Source organism: Demequina flava (genome assembly GCF_000975035.1).
Taxonomy (GTDB): domain Bacteria; phylum Actinomycetota; class Actinomycetes; order Actinomycetales; family Demequinaceae; genus Demequina; species Demequina flava.
Map to the genome: position 1 here is coordinate 237814 of NZ_BBRA01000001.1, position 24989 is coordinate 262802.

Genomic DNA, 24989 nt, shown 5'->3' on the forward strand with positions numbered 1-24989 from the left:
CCGTGCGGTTCTACTGAGACCCACGTCCTAGGACAAGAATCCGTTCTTCCGCAAGCTCACCGGTGATGGCCGGGTCTGTGCTGATGCTCCCAGTGTATCGCCCGGACCGGCACGCGCAGATCAGGAACAAACCGGGCACGCGCGCCGTTGTCGGGACGGACATGCGCAGCACCCAGATTGCGCCCACAGACAAGGGACTGTACCCATGGAGTAGCCACTCTCCACCAGCCGCGAAAGGAGTGCTGCGTGAACGACGTGCCCCGCACCCTAGAACTGGACATGCGGCCGTACCTTGAGAGTGACGCGACGCGCACGATGGAGATCATCGAGCGCATCGACGCCGAGGAGGCGGAAGCCGCGGCGCACTCCGCCGAGCAGTCCTCCGAACCGGGCCAATCGGATGGCGAAACGACTGACGGAATCCCTACCGTCGAGGCACACGCCACCGACGATACCGCCGACGCGGAGCCCACCCACGACTCGTATTACGCAGAGCACTACGAGCACCAGCCCACCACGATGTCCATACCGGTCATCGGCGGTGCGGCAGCCGTGGTGCTCGAGGAAGAAGAGCCGGGTAGCCGGTCCGAAGCCTCGCTTCTGGTCAGCGCGCGGCGCGCCAAGCTTGGACTTCTGACCCTTGCAGTCGGCGCCTTCGCGATGGGTGTGAACGAGGCGACGATTGTCGCGTTGAGCACCGATATCGCCGCGGGGCTGGGCGTCAGCGTCTCTGCTGTAGGTCTCTTGGCCACGGCGTTCGCGCTCACGGTCGTGCTCAGCGCGATCCCTCTGACGTTCCTCACAAAGCGATGGAGCCGCCGTGTCTCGATCACCGCGGCAATGTCGGTGTGGAGCGTTGGGCTCGTCATCGCAGCGACATCGACCACCATGGGGCAACTCGCGGCTGGCCGTGTCACGTCGGGCGTGGCACACGCACTGTTCTGGGCTCTTGTCGCGCCTACTGCTGCGAGTCTCTTCGCGCCTCATCTGCGCCCCAAGACGGTGACCGGCATCATGTTGGGCGCCGCAGCCGCGGGTGTCATCGGTACACCGCTGGTCACGGCTGCGGGCGCAAACCTGAGCTGGCGCGTGCCGTACTTCGCGCTCGCCGTCCTCGGTATTGCGCTCGCCGTTGCCGTCGCCATGGTGTTGCCGAGCAGTCGCGGAGTGACCTCCACGTCACACACCCTCGGTGACCTGCCGTCCCGCAACGACTTCTTCCGCGTGCTTGCGGTGACCTTCCTGGCCGCGATGGGCATGTCCGCGACGTGGACCTACATCGTGCCGTTCTTCACCGAAGTGTCCGGTCTTGACACCGACATGTTGCCGCTGATGTTTGCGTTCGGCGGCCTCCTCGCCGTCGCGGCCACGATGGCGGTGTCGCGCTACATCGTCCGCCACGCGGTGCGCACGGTCGCGATCGGTGCGGCCATGGTTGCGCTGGCATGGGCGATTCTGTGGACCGGCGGTGGCTGGGCGGCCGTCATCGCCCAAGGACTCCAAGCGGCGGGATGGGCCGTGCTGGTCGCGGCGCTACTGAACTGGGCCATGCGTCACACACCGTGGCGCACGGAAGTTGGCGGCGGCATCTACACGACGACAGCGAATGCAGGTGCGGCAGCCGGTCCGGTCGTCGGTGCAGGCATCGTCGGCACGTGGGGAACGCAAGCGCTCCCCGCCGTGTCCTTCTTCATCTTCATGATTGCGCTGCTCATCACGGTCACCGTCGACAAGCGCACCCGCTCCCTGCTGAACGTGCCACGGCACGTGCGCGCGGCCCAAGCGAGCGTCGCCGAGCTCAATGCGCGCCGTTCCGCCTGGAGGCAGCGCGAAAAGGAGCTCGGAATTCAGCGCCGCAAGGGTGGCAAGCCCAAGTCCGGCAAGGTCCGCACCCGCTCCGTGCCGGGTGACCGGTCCGAGCGACTGCAGTCGATGGAGAGCGTCGGCTACGGCATCACCACGCGGATGCGCTGACGTTTCCTCGCGCGCTGGCAGGTGCTCAGTGCCCATATCGCGTCGATTCGGGCACTGAGCACCTGCTGGGGCGACGCGGGGCGGCCCGCGCGTCACACTGGTGAGAAGAGGAGGCTCCATGATCCGCGCCATCGCGACAGCTGCAGCAACAGCGCTCGCTATCACCGCATGCTCAGGCGACTCCCCTGAGGCAACGCCCTCGGCGACGATCGGCCTCCCGGTCCCGGGAGTCACCGCGTCCGCCGCGCCCGACAACTCAGGTGACACGAGCATCGTCCCTCCGACTGTCAGCGACCCCGTCGAGTCGATCACCGTGACCGGCTCCACCGATATCGCGACGGACCTCGATGCCCCGTGGGAGGCAGTCTTCACGTCCGACGGCGCGGCACTCATCACCGAACGCGATGCCGGCCGCATTGTGCGCGTGGTCGACGGCGAGACCACTACCCTGAACGGCCCAGGTGCGGACGCCATCGCGGAGGCTACCGACCCCACGGGCGAGGCCGGCTTGCTCGGGATCACGCTCTTGCCGACGGACGAGTCCATGCTGTACGCCTACCTCACGCGCGCCGACGGCAATGCGGTGGTACGTATGGACCTCGACGGTGACAGCCTCTCCGTCCCCGCCGATGTCCTCACCGGGATCCCCAAGGCGTCGAACCACGACGGCGGCCGCATCGCCTTTGGCCCGGACGGGCACCTCTACGTCGCAACCGGCGACGCGGCACAACCCGGCCTAGCGCAGGATCAAGACTCGCTCGCCGGAAAGATCCTACGAGTCACCGCCGACGGCAGCGATGCGGACGGTTCTGTGCCGGAGGGGAACCCCTTCGATTCACCCGTGTGGTCCATGGGGCACCGCAACGTACAGGGCCTCGCGTGGCTTCCGGACGGCACCATGGTCGCCAGCGAGTTTGGGCAGTCGCAAGCGGACGAACTCAACGTCATCGAACCGGGCGCAAACTACGGCTGGCCCGCATTCGAGGGACTCTTTGGCGCACCCGAGGGCACCGAGTTGGGCGAGACGGCCAACGGATTTACCTATCCCGTCGCGCAGTGGTCTCCGACGTCGACGGCGTCGCCCAGCGGCATCGCCGCCACAGAGGCTGGAGTATTTGTCGCCGCACTACGTGGCGAAGCTCTCTTTTGGATCCCGTGGAGGGCCGATGCTGGCTTCAGTGAGCCTGAGACCATCGTTGAAGATTTGGGGCGCCTGCGCGCGGCGGTCGTGGACGCCGACGGATCGCTTCACGCTCTCACGAACAATACCGACGGGCGCGGCTCGCCCACAACGGGCGATGATCGACTCGTGCGGCTGCAGCTCGAGGTCGACTAGTTATTAGGCTCCTCGTCGACACGATCGTCGTCGACAGGAACGTCGGCGACGTCTGACGGCTCGATGACGCCGGTCTCGGGCACCGCGACGACCATGAGCGCGTGACGCCGAGCATCATCACGCTCGGGCAGCGCCGAGTACTTGGCGTACACAGCCTTGAGGTCAGACGAGAGCTCTTCACGTTCGGCAGCGGTGAGCCAGACCGACTCGTGACGCAGCGAATAGCGGTCTTCGCGCCACTGGGGTCCGTCATGAGCGATCGATCGCGCCACGGTTGCTGGAATCCAATCAGCGAACGTCTGGACGGCCGCCATGAACTCGGCGCCGTCCGATGACGTGAACTCCTCCGGCGTCATGAGCGTCTCTTCTGGGACCGCACTATAGGTGCGCTCAACGGCGCCGCCCTTGCGCTCTTCCTTGACCACCTCAATGGCGCCACCGGTGAACAATTGCTTGATTGCGCGGTACAGGGAGGCCTGCGGGACATCGGGAAGCAGTTGTTGCAACTCGCGCGCGGTGAGCTCGTCCTGGCTCAGCGCCATCGCCACCTGCATACGCACAGGGTGCAGGAGAAGTCTTGCTCGTTCGCTAGCCACCCGCGTCATGTTACTCACTTAACGCCAGGTAACGAGCACCCCGCGCACAATCCGCACATAACCGACAACCGTCGTTTTCCAGGCTGAACGTTAACGTCGCACGAGCTTGGTGGCTCCACCCTGTTCGCGAGGACGCAGCACCATGAGGTCGACGTTCATGTGGTGCGGACGGGTCAAAGCGTAGGAGATGGCATCGGCGACGTCGGCTGCTGTCAGGGGCTCGACGCCTTCATACACAGCAGCAGCCTTGTCTTCGTCACCGTCAAAACGCTTCTTTGAGAACTCTTCCGTCTTCACCATGCCCGGCGCGATCTCGATCACGCGCACGCCGCTGCCCGTCAGTTCGAGCCGGAGTGTCCGTGTCATGGCGGCCTCGGCATGCTTAGCGGCGACGTATCCGGCGCCGTTCTCGTAGGGCTCATGCCCTGCAGTCGAGGTGAGGTTCACGATGTCGCCACGGCCCGACGCTTCCAGAAGCGGCAGGAGCGCCTTGGTCACACGGACTGTGCCCACCACATTGAGCGCGTACTGCTGGGTCCATGCATCCAGGTCGGAGACCGCAACGTTTTCCCACCCGATCGCGCCGCCGGCGTTGTTGACCAGTGCGTGCACCGGGCCTTCGAGCCCGGCCGCGAGCGCCTCGACGTCTGCGTCGCTGGTGATGTCCGCGACAGCAACCGCACAGCCGGTCTCAGCCGCAAGGGCCTCGAGGCGGTCGGCGCGACGCGCCACCGCGGTGACTCGCCATCCCAGTCCAATCAGGTCGCGGACGGTGGCTGCACCAATACCGGACGATGCTCCAGTCACCACAGCATGCAAAGGTGTCTCAGTCATGAGGTGAGCCTAGTAGCCGGGGCCACCCGAGCATCGGCCCGTCAGCGTCGCTTGCCGACGCCAGGCAGGAACTTGCCGGTGCGTGCGGCGTACTCGGGATAGCCCTCGTAGCTGCTGGCAAGGTAGCGCTCCTCGACCCGGGTCTTCACCTCGAAGAAGATGATCAGCGCGAGGACGCTGAGCCAGCACGCGATGGTTCCGGCGCTGACCGCGATGCCCGCGCACATCATGATCAGCGCGGTGTACATGGGGTGGCGGACCCAGCGGTAGAGCCCGCGCGCGACGAGCCCTTCCCCGTTGGGCACGGGAGACGGCGTGAGGGATCCACCGAGCGAGCGCCCCGTCGAGATCACGCCGATCGCTCCCCCGACGATCAGCACCAAGGCCACCCATAGCGACGACCACAACGACGGGCCGACGGTCACAAATGCGGTAACGGCAACGGCGAGGAAAAGGAGGCCTTGCACGGCGACCATGACCCACCGGCCCTCGCTCACGATCTCGCTGAAACGGGACATCACTGGGCTGCCTTTTCTTTGCGCTTTGCGGCCTTGGACTCGCGTCGGCTCTCGCGACGGGCCTTGGCGACGGCCTCGGGCGAGGTCTGCGGCTGGTTCTCATCAATCCAGGCGTCGATCCGCTCCCACCAATCAAAGAGCCACTCCTCGCGGGCTTCGCGGCCCTCAGGAATGTTGGCGGGGTCGGTAGCCCAACCGCGCAGGATGATCTCCTTATCGACCGGGAGTTCGCGCCATATGTCGCGCACTGTCGAGAGTCGCTCAAGACCGGTGTGGGCCACCATCACGATGGTCGCCTCTGGGCAGGCCTCCATTGCGGACAGCACTCCCCCGGCGTGCGGCGGCATCACATGGGGCATGGACTCGGCGCGGGCGGCGAGTTCCTCGTGCCCGGAGCGGCGCAGTTGCTCGATACGGCGGTCGCGGCGCTTGGGTGTCGCGTTGGCGCCTTCAGGGAAGATCAGCAGTGCGTCGTCGCCCTTGAGCCCGGCGGCCAGGGACCCGACGGATGCCGTGCCGCTGGCAGCGCCAGGCTTGCGTCGCTTGTACGGCGAGACGAAGCGCGTGGGGACACGGTTGAGGAGCACGTCAACGGCAGGGTCCCATTGCAGCGTGTCCTTGAGGACGATGGCCGGCTCGCGCTTGAACCGGTTGATGAGCGACTCCACGATGATGAAGGAGTCGGCGGGGCCCGCGTGGCGGGAGACGACGATGATGGGCCGGCCAGGTGCCACCGCATCGAAGTCTGCGTCACGAAACTCGATGGTGAGGCGCAGGATGCGACGCGCAGCTGCGAACAGCGACTTCAGCATCACTCCCGCCAGCTTGTAGTGCTCACGCTGGAAGCGGTCCGTGCGGACCTTCCAGCCAAAGCCGGACACGATCCACAAGCCGAACATCCACACGAGCGCCATCGCGTCCCACAGCAAATACAGCCCGGCCATGAAGAAGATACGGAACAACCGCAGACGGCCAGGCAGCGCCCACGCCACCACACCTGCGATCAGGATCGCCAGCCACAGTGCAGCTGGCGTCCACGCGAGTGCCAGCAGGACAATGAACGGCGCAATCACGCAGCGGCGCACCCACACGGGTGGGAGTGACCACGAAATGCGTCGGAGGGCCTTTGCCCGTTTGCGGTCCTCGGAGTGCGAACTCACTGACCGACTCCGGCCTCGCACAGGTATGTTGCCGATGCCTCATACCCAGCGTTCATGCGCACCTGCGCCAGTTCGAGGTCCTTATAGGCGCCCAGTTTGGTGTCGCCAGGCTGGGGACCACCGTAGGGCAAGACGTGAACGGTGACGCCCTCGGGGACCTCGGACATCTCGCGCACAAAGCGGTGGCGACGGGAGATCTCGAATGTGACCTTGCCCACGTCTGCGGGGTTGGTCGGCACGGACAATGGCTCGTCGATGCGGCCCACTTGCAACACGTAGACGGTATTCGCGCCGCGCTTGATCGCTTCGCCCAAGGGGATTGAGTTCACGACTCCGCCGTCGACGTAGTGCTCGCCATCGATGAGGGTAGGCGGCAGCGCCGCGGGCACGGATGCGCTCGCGATGACGGCGTTCATGAGCGGGCCGGAATCGAACCAGGTCTCGGCAGTTCGCTCGATCGACGCCGCGCAGACGGCCAGCGGGATCTCAAGGTCCTCGAACGTGCGGACGTCGTCCAGCACTGACTCAATGAGCTTCTTGAGCGGCACATGCGAGTTGAGGTGCGTCCGCGAGCGCGCCAAGCGGGTGAGTTGCTTGGTGAAAGGTTCGCCGTAGATGGTGGAGGCCGTCTTGGACTTCCACGCGGTCTCGAGCTGCTCAATCACATCCATGCTGGGCTTGTGCGCAACCGCGGCGCCGTTAATGGCTCCGATCGACGTGCCAACGACCAGGTCCGGCGTCACGCCGGCCTCGAACAAGGCACGCAACATACCTACCTCGACGGCTCCACGTACCCCGCCGCCACCAAGGACGAATCCGACTGTCATGTGACCAGGCTAGCCGCACCCACCCACACGGCTGCGGACGGCATCGGCCCTGTTGCCTTGCCGGCCAGACAGCGCGACCCAACCTCGGGCCGCTTGGCACCGAATGCCCCACATGATCACGCTCACCATCGTCGGCTTCCTGTCCGGCATCATCACGGCGCTGAGCCCGTGTGTGCTGCCGGTCCTCCCTGCGATCCTCACAAGTTCCGTCCAAGATGGCGCCACGTCGCGCCGCCGGCCCCTCATCGTTGTGTTGGGTCTCGTCACCAGCTTCGCGTTCTTCACGCTGTTGGGTGGCCTGCTCCTCAGTTCGCTCGGCCTGCCCGATGACCTGCTCCGCTGGGCGGGAATCATCATCCTCGCCATCGTGGGACTGGGACTGGCGATCCCGCCGCTGGGTGAACTGCTCCAGCGCCCGTTCGAGCGCATTCGTCCCATCCAGATGGACCGCGACGGCAACGGCTTCGTCATGGGCCTTGCGCTCGGACTCGTCTTCGTTCCGTGCGCCGGCCCCATCCTCGCGTCCATCACCGTTCTCGCCGCCACCAATGGCTTCAGCTGGGGACTCGTGACTCTGACGTTGTCCTTCGCCGCCGGAATCGCAATCCCCCTGCTGGGCTTCGGGCTCGCGGGTCAGGCCATGGGCTCGCGCATCTCCTTCGTGCGTGAACGCCTGAACGCTATCCGCATCGGCTCCGGCGTGGTCCTCATGCTCACCGCCCTGGTCATCGCGACAAATATCGCCGAGCCGCTGCAGCGCTGGGTTCCCGGCGTGCTCGCCAGCGCCCAGGAGGCCATCGAGGACAACGACACCGTCCGCACCGAACTCGACGATCTCCAGGGCCGCGAAGAGCAAACAGCCGCTGTTGGCGCGATGACCTTCGACGAGTGCGAGGACGCAGGAGGCGACGTGCTGCGCAATTGCGGCCCCGCCCGCGACCTCCCCGGAATCCAAGAGTGGCTCAACACCCCGGATGGCGAGGCCGTTGATCTCGACAACCTCGACGGCCCCGTGCTGATCGATTTCTGGACCTATTCCTGCATCAACTGCCAGCGCACCTTCCCCTACATCACCGAGTGGGACGACCGCTACCGCGATGAGGGCCTGACAATCGTGGGCGTGCACTCCCCCGAATTCGCATTCGAGAAGGAGGTGGGCAATGTCGAGGACGCAGCCGAGCGCTACGGGATCGAGTACCCCATCGCGATCGACAATGACTTCGAGACCTGGCGCGAGTGGGACCAGCGCTTCTGGCCCGCCCACTACCTCGTGGACTCGTCCGGAACCGTGGTTCAGGTCCACTACGGCGAGGGTGCCTACGACGACACCGAGCGACTGATCCAGGAGCTCCTCGACTCCGATCAGCAGGACGTCGTCGAGGCCGATCCCGGCAACCACACCTCGGGCCGCACCCACGAGACGTACGTGGGCTACGGACGCCTCGAGTACGCCGAGAACGAGGACCAGGTTGTCCGCGACGAGCCCACGACTTACACCTACGGGTCCACGCCCGGCGAGGACATGTTCGCCTATCGGGGCGAGTGGACCTTGACCGACGAGTACGCCTTGGCTGGGGCCGATGCTTCACTCACCTTGAACTATTACGCGGCCGATGTTCACCTCGTCATGGCAGGTGAGGGAACCGTAACCGTCACTTCCCAATCGACGGGTGAGACCACCGAGGTGGTCGTGGACGGCACCTCGGATCGCTACGACCTGGTGCTCGGGGAACCCGAGCGCGACGTCATCGACATCGAGTTCGAGGAAGGCATCGAGGTTTACGCCTTCACCTTTGGGTAAAGGACTTGGCCAAGATTTTGCCCGTCTCGAGTGGAAGAAACGGACATTTCGGGCGTGAATGGTAGAGGCGGGTCAGAGTGGCTCGCCGCAGTACTAAGTCCCCAGGAGGTATCCACCATGGAGCTTCGTAAGGCACTTGCCCTTCCCGCCACCGTTCTACTCGCCGGCTCACTGCTGGCCGGTTGCGGAGACTCATCGTCGGACACCAGCGACGACTCAACGATGGACACCGAGATGGAGTCCACCATGGAATCCACGATGGATTCCGAGGGCTAAGACCCCTCACCCTCCCATCCGAGGGGCGGCACCGCAGCATGCGGGGTCGCCCCTCGGCCCATGTCTGGACCCATGCGCAACAAAAGAGAACGCTGCACCCATCCGCAAGCATCGGCCCTCCGAATGCTTGATATCGGGCCACCCCTGGCCCGCACCAACGCAAGGAGGAATCATGCCTGCACTACGCACATTCGCCGTTCCCGCGGTCATCCTGCTGTCCGGCTCGCTGCTGGCTGCCTGTGGCGACTCGTCCGAGCCCGAGGACGCCATGAGCGAAGACACCATGATGGAAGAGTCCATGGAGCCCTCGGAAGACGCGATGATGGAAGAGGACGACGCCATGGAGGAAGACGCCATGGAAGACGACTCCATGGAGCACGACGAGGACTCGATGGAAGAAGATGACGCCATGGAGGACGACTCCATGGAAGAGGACGACGCGTAACCTAACGCGAGGAATGTGACGGAGATGGACGAGAGGGATGACGCGATGAGCGCTCAACGGCACTTGCGCGCCGTCCCCTCGGAGACCTCTGGCGCCACCAGCAAGGACGCGAAACCCGATTCCCCGGAAGCCCTCGCATCCTTGCTCGAAAGCACCGCCCGCGGTGACGAGGAGGCGTTTCAAGCGCTGTACGACCTCGTCGCCGCGGCGGTGTTCGGCCTGGCCGTGCGCATTGTGCGCGACCGCGAAATGGCACGGGACGTGGCACAGGAAGCGCTGGTTGAGGTGTGGCGGCAGTCGTCGCGCTTTGACCGCAGCGCCGGCACCGCGCGCTCGTGGATCCTCACGATCGCCCACCGCCGCGCCGTTGACCGCGTCCGCTCCGAGCAGGCACATACCGACCGCATGCTCAACCACGGCGTCGCAGCCGAGGTGGACCACGGCGAGCAGGACGATGTCGTGGACCAGATGCACGGCCAGTGGCGCGCAGCGCGCGTTCGGGCCGGAATGACCGCACTGACCGAACGCCAGCGCGAAGCAATTGAGTTGACTTACTTCAAGGGGTATACGCACCGCGAGGTGGCGCATGCCCTCGACGTGCCGCTAGGCACAGCCAAGGCGCGCATCCGCGACGCCCTTATCAAACTGCGAGACTCGTGGGGAGTGGAACGATGAACGACAACATTCACTCCCTTGCCGCGCCCTACGCCGTGGACGCCCTCACCGAGCTCGAGCGCACCGCGTTTGAGGCGCACCTGACCTCCTGCGAGGACTGCCAGGAAGAGGTCGTGTCGCTCGCAGGCGCCGTCGAAGAGCTCGCCCTGGGCGAAGAGACCGCTCCCCCGCTGAGCCTCAAGGGTTCCGTGATGGACGAGGTGCGGCGCACGTCGCAGTTGCCTCCCATCGTGGAATCGGGCGTTGCTGAGACCGGCGCCGCTGGGCCGCGCACCCACGATTCCGACACCGAGGTGTTGAAAGCCAATTCCGGCGATGACCTGAGCGCCCGCCGCCACCGCCGCGCCCGCCGCGGATGGGCAGTGTCCGCAGTCGCCGCAGCCTCCGCCGTTGTGCTAACGCTGGCTGGAGTGGCCTGGATGGACGTGCGCTCCGACCGCGAGTCCGAGCTCGCCATCGAGAAGGACGTGATGATGGTCGCGTCTGCGCCGGACGCCAACTCGATGGACCTCGAACTGGGCAAGGGCCACGTCGTCACGAGCGAGCGCATGGACTCGCTCGCAGTGATGGGCACGTCTGCCCCCATGCCCGAGGACGGCATGGAGTACCAGTTGTGGCTCGTGATGGCCGACGGCTCCAAGATGGCCGGCCCCACGTTCATGCCGCACGACGGCGAGTACATGGCCGTTGCCGAGGGCGCGATGGGTGACGTCGCTGCCGTTGCGGTCACGATGGAGCCTCCGGGCGGCTCGCAGGAGCCCACCTCGGATCCCGTGTGCGTCACCAACATGCCTACTAAAGCCTGAAGTTTCCGCGCGCATCCCGGTTCACCGCGCGCCGGTGAGCATCTCGGGGAAGACTGAAGACATGGCGAACGTCATGCTTTTCCACCACGCGCACGGCCTCACTGGCGGGCTGTGTGCGTTCGCGGATCGCCTGCGTGCCGACGGCCACACCGTGTACACCCCCGACACCTACTCGGGGCGCGTCTTCACCAATCTTGACGAGGGCATCGGCTTTGCCGAGACCATTGGGCGCGACGCCATTGCCCACGTGGGTATGCGCTCGGCGCGCAAGCATCGCGATGCGGATGTGACGATCGGGTTCTCGATGGGCACCATGCAGGCGCAACTGGTCGCGCAGCACGTGCGGCGCATGCGCGGTTGCCTGTTGATGGGCGGGGTGTCCGCACCGGACAACTTGGGCTCGTCGTGGCGGCCCAATGTCGCGCTTCAGATCCACGTCGCGGAGCCGGACGATTGGTGCACATCTGATGAGGTCGAGTCGCTTCACCGCGCCGCCCCCGCAGCCGATGTCTTCACCTACGCCGACCAGGCCCACATGTTCGTCGACCCGTCGCTGCCTGATTACGACGCGGACGCCGCAGACCTTTTCGAAGAGCGCGCCCTAGCCTGGCTCGCCGCCCTCTAAATTCCCCTGGCCGTACATACTCGGCGGGGTTTGGGCTTCTCGCTCGCCCTGGCCGTCAGATTCCGTTGATGCGGAGGGCCGATGCTCGGGTTACTCCGCGTCGAAGCCTTCCGTGACGTCGGCAACAGCGGCCTCGAGCACCTCGACCAGTTGCGCCGGGTCCACGTTTGCGGCCACGCCGTGCGCTCCCCCGCCAATCGACACTGGCCCTTCGCGAGACACGATGAGGCGATCGGCAATGACTGGCCAGGGCGTGCCCGCGGGCGACGGCAATGAGCCAAACGGCGTGATGGTGCCGCGCTCGTACCCAGTCACGTCGCGGGCCTTGTCCTTGTCCGGCATCGATAACCGACTGACCCCGAGGTACTCGCGAAGCTTGGGCCACGAGATCTGCCGGTCGCCGGGCACGAGCACAAAGAGGTAGTCGCCCGAGCCGCGGCGCACCACGAGCGTCTTCAGGAGCTGCCGTGGGTCGAGTCCGCGGGCACGCGCCGCTTCCTCGAGGGACTTCACGGGACCGTGCTGCGTGACCTCATGCTCAATACCGCTGTCGACGAGCGCGTCGAGCGCTGGCGTGCGTGGAACGTCGGCGTGGGCGGGGTCGACGGAACTATCCGTCATGGACCGGTCCGCACCAGGACCGAATCAGCAGGCACGCCATCCACGGGCTCCACGGCGCTGTCAAAGTCGATGGCCATCCACGGTGCCACTTCTTCGCCGTACCAAGACCCGACGGCATCGGTCGCGGCGCCGAACCAGTTGTCGGTCCAAGCAAAGTAGATCACCGCGATCAGACCCGCGAAAACCGCGAACTTCACGGCCCACTCGATGGCCACGACACCCATACCCGCGCGGCGGGCATTGACGTTACTAGCGTGTTCACGGGCCGGATGCTCCGCGTGTGGCTCGTGGGCCGCATCGATCTCGAGCGGGAAGGGACCACTAGGCGCCGACTGAACCTGACCCGGGGTTGCCCGGTTCTCACGTCCGCGTCGTCGCGTCCACTCGCCGATGCCCGGCGATGGGACTCCTGAGACTGTCACGTTTCCTCCAGATGTGGGGATTGCGCGCCATCACTGTCCATTTTGTCACCGTTGTCCCGGTGACGCTTGCTTGTATATCTAAACGTGACTAAGGCTTGTCACTATTCCCCAAACCCGTTGCCAAGGGCTGTCGGTGTTGCCCGGTTACCCCGAGCATCGGCCCTGCTAGGCCGCGAGCGCCAGGCCGAGCTGGTCGCGCGCGGAGGCGACATACGTGATGTCGTCAGCGATGTGCGCGAGGGTGCAGTTGAGTCCCTCGTCACGCGAGGCGACCGTGACCCGCACGTGGCGCGCCTTCATCTGCACGACCGTCTCAATGAACTCGTGATCCCCGGAGGCCACCACGACCTCGTTGAAGCGCCTCGCGATGAAGTCGTGATCCGCTGCAACCTCCACCAGCGCGCGGTCAGCACCGTCGCGGCCAGCTTTCATGACGAGGCGGTGTGGCACGGCGAGACCGAACACGCGGTGCACAGCGTCAACCCCCACACCCACCACGATCAGGTCGCGGCGCAGGTCGTAGTGGAGGCTCTCCAACAGGGACTCCACGGCAATGGCGAACAGCCCAGGCTCCGCGGCGGCAGGCTCGCAACCCAGCAAGTTCTCGACGTCAATCAGGATCAGCCTGCGGGCTGGCGCGGTGGTGTCGATGTCGTTGCTCATGGTGCGTCCCCTCAGTCGTGTGCTCTTGCAATCGACTGTAAGACCGACCACTGACATTGGCGCGGTGAGGGCGAACGGCTACACCCGCCTCACCCCCACGTGCCACACCGCGCCCCCTTAGCACTCCAGGCGGGTCGCAGTCTCACGGACCACCCGCGTCTCGGGCCTTTACGACGAAGTCCGGCGCCACCATCGTCGCCGGCCACCTGCTGCAGCTCCGTCGGCGTCTCGCGCCGAGCGATCAGCACCGTCACGGTCGCGACCTAGATCATCGAGCGCCGCCTGATACTCGGCGCTGTAGTGATACGACGAATGCGTCAGAACGTGATCAACGCCGCGCGGCGGCGCGTGGCCCACGAGGCGATTGGCGTCCCCGATCGCGTCGATCGAGTGCCCGAGCGGATCGGTTTCGCGAAACAGGTTGATCCACCGCCCAGGGTTCGCGGTCTCGAGCGACGCCAGCCTGTCGTCGTCGAACAGGTGCGGGAACAGCTGCTGATAGTGAGCCGACAGCAAGTTGCCGTATGTCAGGTACCGAAGCGAGCCTCCCGGGACCTCGGTGTTGTGAAGCACACGGCGCATGACAGGGAAACCCAGCACGGCGCCTTGGCTGTGGCAGCTGAGCACGAGGGTGTGGGCAGGATGGTCCGCGTGAAGGTGGCGCAGTCGGGTCGCGAGCGCCGGGATCGCCGTCTCGCTATAGGGCGGCGGGGCCCACGGGTGGTACAGGCGGGGCCAGAAGTTCGTGAGGTCCCACAGCACTCCCACGCCGCGGCGCGATTCGCGGTCGCCAGAGGCGGACACGACGAAGAAGAGCACAGCGATCGCGGGCAGGAACAGCGCAGCAACGACCGCGACCAGAGTGAAAGACGTGGCGGCGACCCACGGGTGGTCGATCCCGGCGGCTCCGGTGAGGTCGGTGTCGAGCCGTGCCCACGCGAGCACGTCGACCCCACCGCGATGGATGAGCCACGCGAGCCCCGCCAGCGCGACCACCACAACGCCCGCACCGAGCAAAGCCACCGGGCGCCCGCGACACACGCGAACGACCAGGTAGACCAAAAACAGCCAGCCCACCGCGCCCAGGATCAGCCGCGGCTCCATGACGACCTGCGCGACACGCTGCGCCCACTCGGCGTCCGGAAGGGCAATACGTAACAGTTGCGCCCCGAGAAGCACTAGTGCGGCCGCCAAGAGACCAAGTCCCGCGCGCCGCAGTTCCACTGGCGCGTAGGCAATGGCAGCGCGGATACGCCGTGCCGCGTCCACGCCCAGCTCGCCTCCAGGGGCCAGCGGACGCACGTGCCCAACGATCCGCCCTGCGGCCCACAGCACTGCACACGTCAGGACGAAGGCAGAGTAGTCGATGAAGTGGAACATCGTCGCGGGCTCGGGGTCGGTGACGAACGCCTGCGGTGAGCGGTCCGATGCGAACGCGAGCATCCCGTAGGACAGCGCCCCGAATGCCGAGTACGCCATGAAGAAGCCCAGCACCGCGAACGCAGGCGAGAATCCCGCGGAGCTCCGCACCGGCATGCGCATCTCCGCCACCAGCGCGACGGACAGCAGCACGGCGGCCGCGGCCGCGAGGGTGATGTGGATGACGGTCAGCGCGTCAGCGGCCGCGAGCGCATGGTCGCGCAGTCCGGCCGCCACCATTGCCACCACGACCGCACCCAGCCCAAGCCCGGCAGAAGCAGCGCCCATCCAACGCGACCGGTCGGGCCCCCTCACCTGCGTGGCGAGGATCCCGGTGGCGCCAAGGCACGCGCCACCCAACGCGACTGCGAGTGCGGTGATGCCCCAAGCATCGGCCCGCCCCACGTCGCCGGTCACCGCCCACCCCAGCGCAGCGACGGCGGCCAACCCGACGCCGAGGTGCGCGTGCCCCAGTGAGCGGAGCGACTTCGCACGACCCCAGGGGTCGTCGTGTTCCTCGCGATCGTCGGCCCTGCCGCCGACCTTTGACAGGAGATGCAGTCCCAATGGCACGAGTGCGGCAAGACCGACGACGGCTGTGCCGCGTCCAGCCACCATTGGCGCGTCAGTCGTCATCAGGCCCAGCACGGACGCGGCGGCTTGCACGGCGACCGCGGCGACCAGCACTGTCGCGACCACGGTCACAAGCCGGATCGCCGCATCTCGCCACATCTGTGCGGGGCCCTCGCGGGTGCGCATCGAGTGCGTCGGTGTCATCCATCCGGCGACATTGATCAACGCCAGCGGCGCGAGGAAGAGCCACAAGGCGGTCGAGCGCTTGCGGGACGTGAGGCCGCCCCAACTGAAGGCCTCGGCAATCCCGCCGGCCGCGCCCGCGTCGTGGGAGCGGTAGAACCCCGCGTCAGCGTTGCCTTCGACCCGCACGGGAAAGGAGCCCAGCAACACCTCGGGCGGTGTGCCCGAGACGCCGTGCACGCGTAACTCCACGGTGCGATCTGGGACGCGGGTGCGCACCAGCTCCTCAATTGGCTCCATGGTCGCGAACGTACACCCGGCCCCTGACACGCGCAGGATGGCCCTGATCGGGCGGGCGCCGCGGAACGTGTCGCACCCCACCGCTACTGTGCGAGGCATGAGGTTTCTGCACACAAGCGACTGGCACATCGGCCGCACATTCCACGGGCACAGCACGGACGATCATCTGCGCCACGCACTCGCCGCCATCGCGGACGCCGCACGCGAACACGAGGTGCACGCGGTCATCGTCGCCGGCGACGTCTTCGACTCCTCCACGCCCAAGGCCGACGCCTTCACCATCCTCGCCGAGGCCCTCAAGGCCATCCGCGACACCGGCGCCCAGGTCATCCTCACGTCCGGCAATCACGACGGCCCGGCGCGCTTGGCGCACAACGCGGCCTTCGCGAGCGCAGGCGGCGTCCACATCAAGGCCGACCACACGGACCTCACGCCCGTGACCCTCACCGACGAGCACGGCGAGGTCCTCGTCTATGGAATCCCGTACCTGCACCCAGAGTTCATGCGCAGCGCCTATAAGGACTTCACCGGCAGCACGCATCAGGATGCGCTGACGTTCGCGATGGACTGGATTCGGGCCGATGCCTCGGCCAGGTCCGCTTCCGCCTCACCACGGTTCGTGGTCGCCGCGCATTGTTTCGCAGCGAGCGTGGGCGGCGAGGCACCTCCCGAGACCACGGAGGACACCGGTCGCGCCGAGGAGCGCGACATCACCCGCGGCGGCCTCAACCTGGTGGCGACCAGCACGTTCGACGGCGCCGCCTACGGCGCCCTGGGTCACATCCACTCACGGCAGACCCTTTCCGACACCGTCCGCTACAGCGGCGCTCCCCTGCGGTTCAGCTTTGGCGAGCGCTCAAGCGCGAAGGGGATGTGGCTGGTCGACATCGACGCCGCTGGCGCCGCGCAGGCGGAATGGCTCGAGCTGCCCACGCCGCGCCAGGCTGTACGCATCGAAGGAACGCTCACCGAGCTTCTCGCGGACGGCGCCCACGAGGACGCGCGCGACGCCTGGGTCGAGGCCGTCCTCACCGACGACCAGCTCCCGCGTGACGCCATGCGCACCCTGCAAGAGCGCTACCCGCACGCCGTCACACTCACGCACCGGCCGGCGAACGTCCACGACCACGGCGAGCAAGACTACGCCGCGCGCGTCGAGGGCAAGTCTGACGCGGAAGTCTTCGACGAGTTCCTCGCCTACGTGCGCAACGGCGCCGGGCCCACCGATGCGGAGCAGCACCTCTTCAACGCCGCACTGGACGCCCTCGACGCCAAGGAGGCCTCGCGATGAAGGTCCTCCACCTCACCGTTGAAGGCTTCGGCCCATACCTCGCGCGCCAGACCGTCGACTTCACACAGTTCGACGACGACATCTTCGTCATCACCGGCAAGACCGGCGCGGGCAAGTCCACGACCCTCGACGCAGTCGTGTTTGCCCTGTACGACAAGGTGCCGCGATACGAGGGCACCGACAAGTCTGTGCGCAGCCACTTCTGCACGCCGACCGACCCCACCGAGGTCATCCTCGAGTTCGAGGCCGGCGGCCAGCGGTACAAGGTCAGCCGCTCCCCGGAGTTCAAGCGGCCCAAGCAGCGCGGCGACGGTCTCACTAAGCAGGCAGCCCAGGCACAGCTGTGGATCGAGCGCGACGGGGACTGGGACGCGCTCGCCGTGCGCCCCGTCGAGGTCGGCAACGCCATCGCCGAGATCATGCACCTCAGCGCCGAGCAGTTCCTGCAGGTCGTCCTCCTCGCTCAGGGCCGTTTCCAGGAGTTCCTCCAGGCAGACACCAAGGAACGCCTCGCAGTCCTACGCAGCCTGTTTGGCACGGGCCGGTTCCGCGCAATCGAGGAGCACCTGCGGGAGGTAGCGCGCGAGCGGGGACGCGCTGTCGAGACGGCCGATGCTGCCTTGAGTGACCTGGTGACGCGCGCCGCCGCCGTGGTGGGCGACGAGGCGCCCGAGCCCGCGCAGGTGGCGCCCTGGTGGATTGAAGCGTCTGAGCAGGTAGAGACGGCTGCAACGGAGGCAACGCAAGCGCGCGAGGCGTCCGTCAAGCGGGCCGATGCTGCGGCCAAGGCCCATACCGAGGCCAAGCAAGCGGAGGAAAAGAGGGCGCGGCTTGAGCGGGCGCGCACCACTCTCGCGGAACTCGAAGAAGGCTCCGAGGCGCACGCTGCGGACGTCGCGAACCTCGAGGCGGCGCGTGCCGCCGCACCCCTGCTGGGTGCGGTCACTTCTGCGCGCGAGGCTGAAGAGTCATTGGAGAGGGCGCGCTCTGGTCACCAGCTTGCGTGCGAGTCGGCTGCGGCCGATGACCGCCTGGCTCTGGCGTGGAGTCGGGGCGACATTGCCGATGCTGATGAAGATGCGTTGCGCGCTGCGGTCGAAGATGTGGCGGGGCGGATCGGGGCTCTCTCGACCGCTCTCGAGGCCGAGGACAAGCTGCCCGCGCTACGGACGGCGAAGACGGCCGCTGAGTCCGCGCTGGCCGCGGCCCGCGCCACCCACCAGGACCTCGTCACGCAGCGCGAGTCGCTGCCTGCCCAACTCGACACGTTGAGGGAGGCGCAGGGAAAGGCGACTGAGGCATCGGCCAGGGTCAAGGACGCCGCCGACGCGTTGGAGCGCGCGGAGAAAGCGCTCGACGCCCACGCCGGTGTCGCCGAACTCGACACCAAGCTTGCCGCTGCGCGCGCTGCGGAGGGCGGGGCGTCCGCGGTACATGTGCGGGCCGCTGAGGACCACAACGCGTTGCTGCAGCGGAGGCTCAGGTCCCAGGCCGCGCACCTCGCGCAGGCGCTGGTTCCTGGTGAGCCGTGCCAGGTGTGCGGATCGACCGAGCATCCTGACCCGGCGCGGCCGTCAAGCGATCACGTGACCGACGATCAGGTCGAGGCCGCGCGTGAGGTGATGGATGTCGCGCATGCCGCGTTGTCATCGGCGACGGCTGCGGCGCAAGCCGTGGAGCGTGACCTCGCAGCCGCGCGCTCTGCCGCGGGCGACGGTGACGAGGAGGAAGCCCAAGCCACGTTGGTGGGGGCTCGCGAGTCTCACGAGCGCGCGACTGACGCAGTGGCAGAACGCGACCGACTCGCCGGTGAGATCGAGGCGATGACGACGAAGCTCGCCGGTCTGGACGCCGACGTTGAGTCCGCGTCAGCGAAGGTAGGCGAAGCGCAGACAGCACTGGCCGCGGCAGAGAAGGACGTCGCCGATGCCGAGGAACTCACCGGCTCCGTGCCCGAGGGCTACGAGTCGGTGCGTGAGTTCGCCGATGCGCTTGGCGAGGCACGTGCGCTGGTGCAGCGGGTCGCGAATGCTGCGGGTGATCTCGACGAGGCGCGCCGCTCTGCCGCCACGCGAGAGGCTGAGGTTTCCGATGCGGTCGCGGGTAGTGCATTCGACTCGGCCGAGGACGCGCTTGACGCCGCGCTGGAGCCCGGTGCGCTCGAAGCGTTGGCGGCCGCTGTCGAGCAGCACCGCACGCGTCTGAGCGGCGCCCAGGCGGTCGTCGCGGAACTGTCCGGCGAGGAACTGCCCGACACGCAAGCAAACGTCCCGGCGCTCGAAGCCGCGTCGGTCGAGGCGTCCCAGGCGCGCGATGCTGCGGTCGCAGCCGAGGCATCCGCTGGCGGGAAGGTCACGCAACTGGCGACCATGCGCGCAGAATACGAGGACCGCTCTGCAGCGACGCAATCCGCGCGCGAGCAACGAGACGTAGCGCTCACACTGGCGGACTCGGTCGCGGGAGAGCCACCCAATGCGCGCCGCATGCGCCTGGAGTCCTTTGTGCTGGCATCCAAGTTGGAGCGGATCGTCGCCGCGGCCAATCAGCGCCTGCAGATCATGTCCGGCGGGCAGTACACGCTCGAGCACGACGACGACCGCCAGTACCGCAATGCCCAGACGGGCCTGGGACTGCGGATCGCCGACTCACACACCGGACAGTCGCGATCCACCAGGTCGCTGTCCGGCGGAGAGACGTTCCTGGCGTCACTCTCGCTCGCGCTCGGACTGGCGGAGACGGTGTCCGCGGAAGCCGGGGGCGTCCGCCTGGACACTTTGTTCATTGACGAAGGGTTCGGGTCGTTGGACGGAGACACCCTCGAGGTCGCGATGTCCACGCTCGACGAGTTGCGCGCGGGCGGCCGCACCATTGGGCTTATCTCCCACGTCGAGGCGATGAAGGAGCAGATCCCCGCGAAGCTCGACGTCGTGAAGGCTCAGGACGGCTCAAGCCGCATCGCCTCGTCGAGCACGCGATAGACAGGAGGCGTCGAATGTCATCGGTGGGCTTTCTCGTGGGGCTGTTCCTCAGTCCCTTCGTCTTCTATGCCGTGATGTCTGGCTTCGTTGTGCGCAGGCGCGGCAGTGGCGACCAGGCAGGCCCGTCACGCCCGGTGGGTAAGACACCACCCCCGGACGAGGGCGACATTCGGCGCTACTACGAGTAGCTCGCGCTCTGCTTAAGCCTCGAGGAAGGGTCCGCCGTTGAGGCTCGGACCGTCCGGCGCCGCGAACTCGATGCGGCAGATGGCACGGATGGCACTCACGAGCCACTCGGCGATCATCTCGTCGTACTCGCCCTGGACTCCGCTGAATGCCACCACGAGCCCCTCGCGGGCGATGCCGCCGGGCCACTTGATGTCGCCGGCCCTGTACAGGTGCGGCGAGTGGTCACGCATGCGAGAGGTGTCCATCCCGGTGCGTGCGGCCACGGCCGCCTTTGCGGTCGCCCACTCAACGAAGGATTCGGGGTCCTCCCCTAGGTGCGCGGTGAACAGGGCCGGGCCGGAGGTATCGGCTGGGTCGAGGACAACGACGCCGCCCTTGAAGCGATTGAGGAGGCCCTGCTCGTAGCCGCGCTCGATGGACGGGGTGATGACGTCCCACGCTTGCGCGCAGATGTCGGAGGTGATGCCGGTAAACATGTGTGGCCCTTCGTTGGGTTTGTTCGTCCAGTGTGGCGCAAGCGCCAGTGCGATGGAGCGCTCCTACGCGTCGCTGGCCTCGGGGAGACTGCACCCCACCACCGCGCCCGCGACACCGAGTGCGGCCAGGAGAAGCAGCGCGTACTGCGGACCCCACGCCGACAGCACCGCAGTGATGCCACCGGCTGCGAGGAGCAGGATGCCCATCAGTGTGTTGGCGACGGCGACGTACTGCGTGCGCTGGTCCCCTTCCGCGATGTCAACCACGTAGGTCTTGCGGGCCAGGCGCGCGCCCACGTGGACCAGCGCCAGCAACAGGTAGGTGGCGGGGGCAAGCCAGAAAGCCTCGCTCGTTGCCGGAAGCGCGAGCAGTCCGAGGAACACCACGATCACGGCGGAGCTCGCAAGCGATGCCCCAATCATCAAGCGCCTCGACGACTTGTCCGCCAGGCGCCCGAACAGCGGCCCACCGATGATCCCCGCAATGCCCTGCGCCATCACGAACAAACCAAGAGACCCCAGCCCGGAAGCGCCCTGCTGGATGCCGAGCCCCACCACGAAAGGTGGGCTCAAAGCGGCGACCAACAGCAACGCCCGGGCGGTGACGAACCGGCGGAACACGGCATCGTCCCTCCACAGGTCCTTGGCCTGAGTAGCCCAGCCTGGCCCGTCCTCCGATTGGGCCTCGGGCTCAACGTCCTCGGCGGGTTCGTGGATGGTCGCGTAGACGGCGGCGGCGATGGCCCACGCGAGCGCGGCACCGCCCAGAAGCGCGGCGAGGACGCCCACACCAAGGCTGTCCCCTCCCCACACGCGTAGCGCCAACCCGAGCGTGAGCGCCACGACGGCGGAGGCGACCGTGGTGACCCCCTTGATCTGACCGCGCACGCCCTTGGGCACGGTCCGGCCGAGCACATTTTTGCTGGCAATCGACGTCAGCGAACGCGCCAACGCAAACACCGCGAGCGCAAGAAGCACGCCCACACCAGCGATCACGCCTTCGGCGGTCGCGGCGACAAGCGCGAGCACCGCCGTGGCGAAGGCTTGTCCGGCGGCTCCCGCGACCCACACCCACTTGCGCACCCGCTGGCGGCGAACCTTGGGCGCCCACGCGGCCTGCGGAAGCATCGACCCTGACTCGCGAATAGGCACCAGGAACGCGACGAATGCGCTCGGCGCACCCAGCGCATTCATCAACCACGGCAACACCGTCTTGGCATTGACGACCTGGTCGCCTGTGGACTGAAGGGCCTGAGCCGCCATTTGCCGCACGGCGTTGCCCGCGACGTATGGGCGGGCGTCCTCGTTCAGGCTGTCGAGGTCCGCGTCATCCGTTTTGATGAGTTTGGAGAAGATTCGCTGGGAGGGCACGAGTTCATGATGGCACGCAGAAAGTGGTCTACTTGCGGCTCTCCGCGGCACTGCAGTCCTGCAGCCCGCACAATTGTAATTCCGCTCTTCCGCCGCCCACGCGCGCACCACCTCCAACCCGAAGCGCCGTGTATCCGGAACAGTGAGTTGGTCAAGAGTCGGCGACTCACACCACACTTGAAGGTTCGACGGGCACAAGAAGACTTGTTCGCTGGGCGGGTGACCACGCAGCGCTGAGCCGCGTTAGACGGAAAGGTCAGCCCAATGTCACCAGGGCCCGTAGAAACTCCCGCGTCTCGTCATCGGTGGAGTACAAAACGGTACCGACCATCCCGCGAGTCAAGAGCACCTTGTAGACATTGCGCACGTTGCGGTCAAATGCCTCGTCGCTCACTGCCTTCCGGCTCTTGAACGATGGGTCCTTATTGTACTCGCGCTGACTCACCCAACGGCCGTCACGGATGACCAGATCTGGGCCAAAGATCATCCCATTCCAGTCATACTCAAAACCCTGCGCCGTATACACGCACCCCACTTGCCCCTCACCCCCGGGCTCGGACGCCCAAAGAGCAGAGGGAGGGATGTCACCTAGCCGCCGATCCTCCTTGGAGTTCCACGGCCGGCGCCATCCATCAATGACCACATCGTCGACGAGTGCGCCATTCTTAGCGTTGGACCACGACCAACAGAAACCCGCAGTCATGCGCGCAGAGAATCCTTCGGCTCGCTTTGACTCGAGTCGGGCCTCAAGCTCGAGCGGCGAGTCCACCACTTCCACGGAGAATGCATCGTCGCCACCCCACTCCATAGGTCCGCCATCACTCAGCCCCAGCAGTCGTAGCACCCACTCGATATAGGCGGCGCTACCTCCTGCGCGGTACTGCGCGTTCAAATCCACTTGCCGCACAGGTAGGTTGCGGACAGCAGCATGCGCACGAATGTCCGCAACGGTGCCGAGTTCACCCGGCTTCACCACTTGGTGCTCATCGAGCAGGAACACCGGGACGCGCGCAGCATCCATGAGTTCGTCGACCTGCGGTCGCGCCTGCTCGCGTACGGCCTTGGGCGTGTAGCGGGTAGTGGATGTCTCGCGGATTCGGTGAGCCTCGTCGAGGATCAGCACCTCGAGCCCGTTCTTTTCCGCGTCCATGAAGCTGTTGAAGTACTTGAACAGTTCCTGGGTGGACGACGATCCCTTGCCCGCCACCTTGCGCATCGTCTGAGTAAAAGACCGCGAACCGGTCGCGTGAAGTGCCACACGGCCCTGGCGCGCCAGCTCACCGAGCAGCGACAACGCGATCACGCTCTTTCCCGAGCCAGGACCGCCAGTCACAATGACGACCTCTTTGGTGTCGGCTTGGCGTGCGGTTTCCACCGCCCGCATCACAAGCTCGTAGGCCACCTTTTGCTCGTCGAGCAGGACGAACTGCTCGCGGTCACGAATCTCTGCGGCCGCCACTTTGAGTAGTTGCTTGGACGGAGCAATAGCCGAGGAAAGGAAGTCGTCAGCGGCACGGGCACCATCCTCCGGCGCCAACCGTGATGTCAAGAACTCAGCAAAGTCCCCGCGTCGTTGTCCGGTGAACATTCGCCCATCGGCACTGGGTGCCACCGACCACAGATCGGCCACACCCGAGTCATTTGCGTTGTGAAGGTACGCGGCTCCCACCAGCGCATCCGGAATGTCGTCCAGCCCCTTGACGAAGTCCCGGTAGTAGCGCGCGTACTGGCCCACCTGTAGCGAGGGGTGCAACACCGGGTTGTAGGCCACACCGTCGGCATCCACCAAAGTATCTGAGTCCTCGTGCCTGCGTGCCTTGGCCCATTGTTTGAGCTCGACAACCACATAGGAAGGCGCCCCTGTGCCGGGGTGCACACCGGCGAGCACGGCATCGGCGCGCTTGCTGGTCAGCGGGAGCCTGTGCTCGAGCATTACCTCTACCTGTCCCAGCCCAGCATCGGCCAGCACGGAAGCGAGCTGCGGGATGCTGTTCCGCCACGATTGCCGCTCCCCTGCCCCCGGAACCCCAAGTCCATGAAAGAAGAACATGTCGGCAAGAGACTCCTCAACGGGTGAGAAATCGTGGCTCGCGTAGTTGGCGAGCGTGTGGGCGCTGTGGCGCACAACCTGCATTTGGACTCCCAGACAGTACGAATACTGCGCGGGAGGCGTGTTTGCCGGAGCAAAAGCCTGTCGGTGCGCTTACGTTCACGACATTAGCGCTCGGGGCTGACACTGGTTGAGACCACGTGGGAGAGTCATGTCATGAGTGACAAAACCGACTCGATCGCACACCTCACCCACGAGATCCGGGAATTCGCCCGCGAACGTGACTGGGAACAGTTCCATGACCCCAAGTCGCTGGTTCTCGCGCTTGTGGGCGAGGTGGGCGAGTTGGCAGAGCTCTTCCAGTGGGTTCCGGCGGCCGATGCCGTGGCTGAGTTCCAGGATCCCGCCCGCAAGCAGCGGGCGGGAGAGGAAATTGCGGACGTCCTTACGTACTTGCTGCGCCTCGCGGACGTGCTCGAGATTGATATCGCCGAGGACGCCTGCAGGAAGCTTGATGGGTCACGCGAGCGCTTCGTCGCGACAACCGTACGCGGTCAAGCCCCCTTAAAGAACTAATCTC

At 66.3% G+C, this 24989-nt stretch carries 24 protein-coding genes; 12 read left to right on the forward strand and 12 right to left on the reverse strand.

Annotation, left to right across the window (positions count from 1 at the left end):
- Positions 1-246 precede the first annotated feature (246 nt).
- Together AOP74_RS01110 and AOP74_RS01115 are read left to right on the forward strand one after the other, a co-directional pair.
- The gene (locus tag AOP74_RS01110) at positions 247-1974 is read left to right on the forward strand and encodes an MFS transporter (protein WP_061960494.1); all 1728 of its coding nucleotides are present in this window, start codon (positions 247-249) and stop codon (positions 1972-1974) included.
- Positions 1975-2092: 118 nt separating this feature from the next.
- The gene (locus tag AOP74_RS01115) at positions 2093-3310 is read left to right on the forward strand and encodes a PQQ-dependent sugar dehydrogenase (RefSeq protein WP_061960496.1); all 1218 of its coding nucleotides are present in this window, start codon (positions 2093-2095) and stop codon (positions 3308-3310) included.
- Here AOP74_RS01115 and AOP74_RS01120 read toward each other — a convergent pair.
- From AOP74_RS01120 to AOP74_RS01140, 5 genes are all read right to left on the reverse strand, one after another.
- On the reverse strand, positions 3307-3906 hold the full coding sequence (locus AOP74_RS01120) for a helix-turn-helix domain-containing protein (protein WP_160297428.1): 600 nt from the start codon (positions 3904-3906) through the stop codon (positions 3307-3309). The genes AOP74_RS01115 and AOP74_RS01120 overlap by 4 nt on opposite strands.
- 90 nt (positions 3907-3996) lie before the next feature.
- The gene (locus AOP74_RS01125; RefSeq protein WP_061960500.1) at positions 3997-4740 is read right to left on the reverse strand and encodes an SDR family oxidoreductase; all 744 of its coding nucleotides are present in this window, start codon (positions 4738-4740) and stop codon (positions 3997-3999) included.
- 41 nt (positions 4741-4781) lie between these two features.
- Positions 4782-5258 carry a methyltransferase family protein gene (locus tag AOP74_RS01130; RefSeq protein WP_061960502.1) on the reverse strand — a complete coding sequence of 159 codons (477 nt, stop codon included), beginning with the start codon at positions 5256-5258 and terminating at the stop codon, positions 4782-4784.
- Positions 5258-6418 carry a 1-acyl-sn-glycerol-3-phosphate acyltransferase gene (locus AOP74_RS01135; RefSeq protein ID WP_236683692.1) on the reverse strand — a complete coding sequence of 387 codons (1161 nt, stop codon included), beginning with the start codon at positions 6416-6418 and terminating at the stop codon, positions 5258-5260. The genes AOP74_RS01130 and AOP74_RS01135 overlap by 1 nt, the downstream gene beginning before the upstream one ends.
- Complete coding sequence (locus AOP74_RS01140; RefSeq protein ID WP_061960504.1) at positions 6415-7245, reverse strand: patatin-like phospholipase family protein; 831 nt, start codon at positions 7243-7245, stop codon at positions 6415-6417. Before AOP74_RS01140 ends, AOP74_RS01135 begins: the two co-directional genes overlap by 4 nt.
- 112 nt (positions 7246-7357) lie before the next feature.
- On the opposite strand from AOP74_RS01140, the gene AOP74_RS01145 reads away from it, so the two are divergent.
- The 6 genes from AOP74_RS01145 (at position 7358) to AOP74_RS01165 (ending at position 11873) form a co-directional block, all read left to right on the forward strand.
- Positions 7358-9046, forward strand: coding sequence for a cytochrome c biogenesis protein CcdA (locus AOP74_RS01145; RefSeq protein WP_061960506.1), 1689 nt, complete (start codon positions 7358-7360; stop codon positions 9044-9046).
- A gap of 117 nt (positions 9047-9163) precedes the next feature.
- Entirely contained in the window at positions 9164-9322 is a 159-nt protein-coding gene (locus AOP74_RS12175) for a hypothetical protein (protein ID WP_160297429.1), read from the forward strand.
- A 172-nt stretch (positions 9323-9494) separates the two neighbouring features.
- Positions 9495-9767, forward strand: coding sequence for a hypothetical protein (locus AOP74_RS01150; RefSeq protein WP_061960508.1), 273 nt, complete (start codon positions 9495-9497; stop codon positions 9765-9767).
- A 24-nt stretch (positions 9768-9791) separates the two neighbouring features.
- Positions 9792-10442: a sigma-70 family RNA polymerase sigma factor gene (locus AOP74_RS01155; protein ID WP_236683693.1), complete on the forward strand. Its 651-nt coding sequence runs from the start codon at positions 9792-9794 to the stop codon at positions 10440-10442.
- A complete protein-coding gene (locus tag AOP74_RS01160; RefSeq protein ID WP_061960510.1) occupies positions 10439-11248 on the forward strand; it encodes an anti-sigma factor in 810 nt (269 codons plus the stop codon). The genes AOP74_RS01155 and AOP74_RS01160 overlap by 4 nt, the downstream gene beginning before the upstream one ends.
- Before the next feature lie 61 nt (positions 11249-11309).
- Positions 11310-11873: a dienelactone hydrolase family protein gene (locus AOP74_RS01165; protein ID WP_061960512.1), complete on the forward strand. Its 564-nt coding sequence runs from the start codon at positions 11310-11312 to the stop codon at positions 11871-11873.
- A gap of 90 nt (positions 11874-11963) precedes the next feature.
- Here AOP74_RS01165 and AOP74_RS01170 read toward each other — a convergent pair whose 3' ends face one another.
- From AOP74_RS01170 to AOP74_RS01185, 4 genes are all read right to left on the reverse strand, one after another.
- Positions 11964-12494, reverse strand: coding sequence for an aminoacyl-tRNA deacylase (locus tag AOP74_RS01170; protein WP_061960514.1), 531 nt, complete (start codon positions 12492-12494; stop codon positions 11964-11966).
- The gene (locus AOP74_RS01175; RefSeq protein WP_061960516.1) at positions 12491-12916 is read right to left on the reverse strand and encodes a hypothetical protein; all 426 of its coding nucleotides are present in this window, start codon (positions 12914-12916) and stop codon (positions 12491-12493) included. Before AOP74_RS01175 ends, AOP74_RS01170 begins: the two co-directional genes overlap by 4 nt.
- A gap of 165 nt (positions 12917-13081) precedes the next feature.
- Positions 13082-13579, reverse strand: coding sequence for an NYN domain-containing protein (locus AOP74_RS01180; protein ID WP_061960518.1), 498 nt, complete (start codon positions 13577-13579; stop codon positions 13082-13084).
- A 168-nt stretch (positions 13580-13747) separates the two neighbouring features.
- Positions 13748-16054 carry a hypothetical protein gene (locus AOP74_RS01185; RefSeq protein WP_061960520.1) on the reverse strand — a complete coding sequence of 769 codons (2307 nt, stop codon included), beginning with the start codon at positions 16052-16054 and terminating at the stop codon, positions 13748-13750.
- A 97-nt stretch (positions 16055-16151) separates the two neighbouring features.
- Here AOP74_RS01185 and AOP74_RS01190 point away from each other — a divergent pair, with 97 nt between their 5' ends.
- The 3 genes from AOP74_RS01190 to AOP74_RS12180 are packed head-to-tail and all read left to right on the forward strand — an operon-like array spanning position 16152 to position 20511.
- Entirely contained in the window at positions 16152-17345 is a 1194-nt protein-coding gene (locus AOP74_RS01190) for an exonuclease SbcCD subunit D (RefSeq protein WP_061960522.1), read from the forward strand.
- Positions 17342-20323: an AAA family ATPase gene (locus AOP74_RS01195; protein WP_061960523.1), complete on the forward strand. Its 2982-nt coding sequence runs from the start codon at positions 17342-17344 to the stop codon at positions 20321-20323. Before AOP74_RS01190 ends, AOP74_RS01195 begins: the two co-directional genes overlap by 4 nt.
- Positions 20324-20337: 14 nt before the next feature.
- Positions 20338-20511 (forward strand): hypothetical protein, encoded by a 174-nt coding sequence (locus tag AOP74_RS12180; protein ID WP_160297430.1) that lies wholly within the window; start codon positions 20338-20340, stop codon positions 20509-20511.
- A gap of 12 nt (positions 20512-20523) precedes the next feature.
- Here the strand turns inward: AOP74_RS12180 and AOP74_RS01200 are convergent, their stop codons facing one another.
- The 3 genes from AOP74_RS01200 to AOP74_RS01210 form a co-directional block, all read right to left on the reverse strand.
- Positions 20524-20988 carry a heme-binding protein gene (locus tag AOP74_RS01200; protein ID WP_061960524.1) on the reverse strand — a complete coding sequence of 155 codons (465 nt, stop codon included), beginning with the start codon at positions 20986-20988 and terminating at the stop codon, positions 20524-20526.
- A gap of 63 nt (positions 20989-21051) precedes the next feature.
- Positions 21052-22359 (reverse strand): MFS transporter, encoded by a 1308-nt coding sequence (locus tag AOP74_RS01205; protein ID WP_061960525.1) that lies wholly within the window; start codon positions 22357-22359, stop codon positions 21052-21054.
- A 256-nt stretch (positions 22360-22615) separates the two neighbouring features.
- Positions 22616-24493: a DUF2075 domain-containing protein gene (locus AOP74_RS01210; RefSeq protein WP_061960526.1), complete on the reverse strand. Its 1878-nt coding sequence runs from the start codon at positions 24491-24493 to the stop codon at positions 22616-22618.
- A gap of 132 nt (positions 24494-24625) precedes the next feature.
- On the opposite strand from AOP74_RS01210, the gene AOP74_RS01215 reads away from it, so the two are divergent.
- Entirely contained in the window at positions 24626-24985 is a 360-nt protein-coding gene (locus AOP74_RS01215) for a nucleotide pyrophosphohydrolase (protein ID WP_061960527.1), read from the forward strand.
- Positions 24986-24989 lie beyond the last annotated feature (4 nt).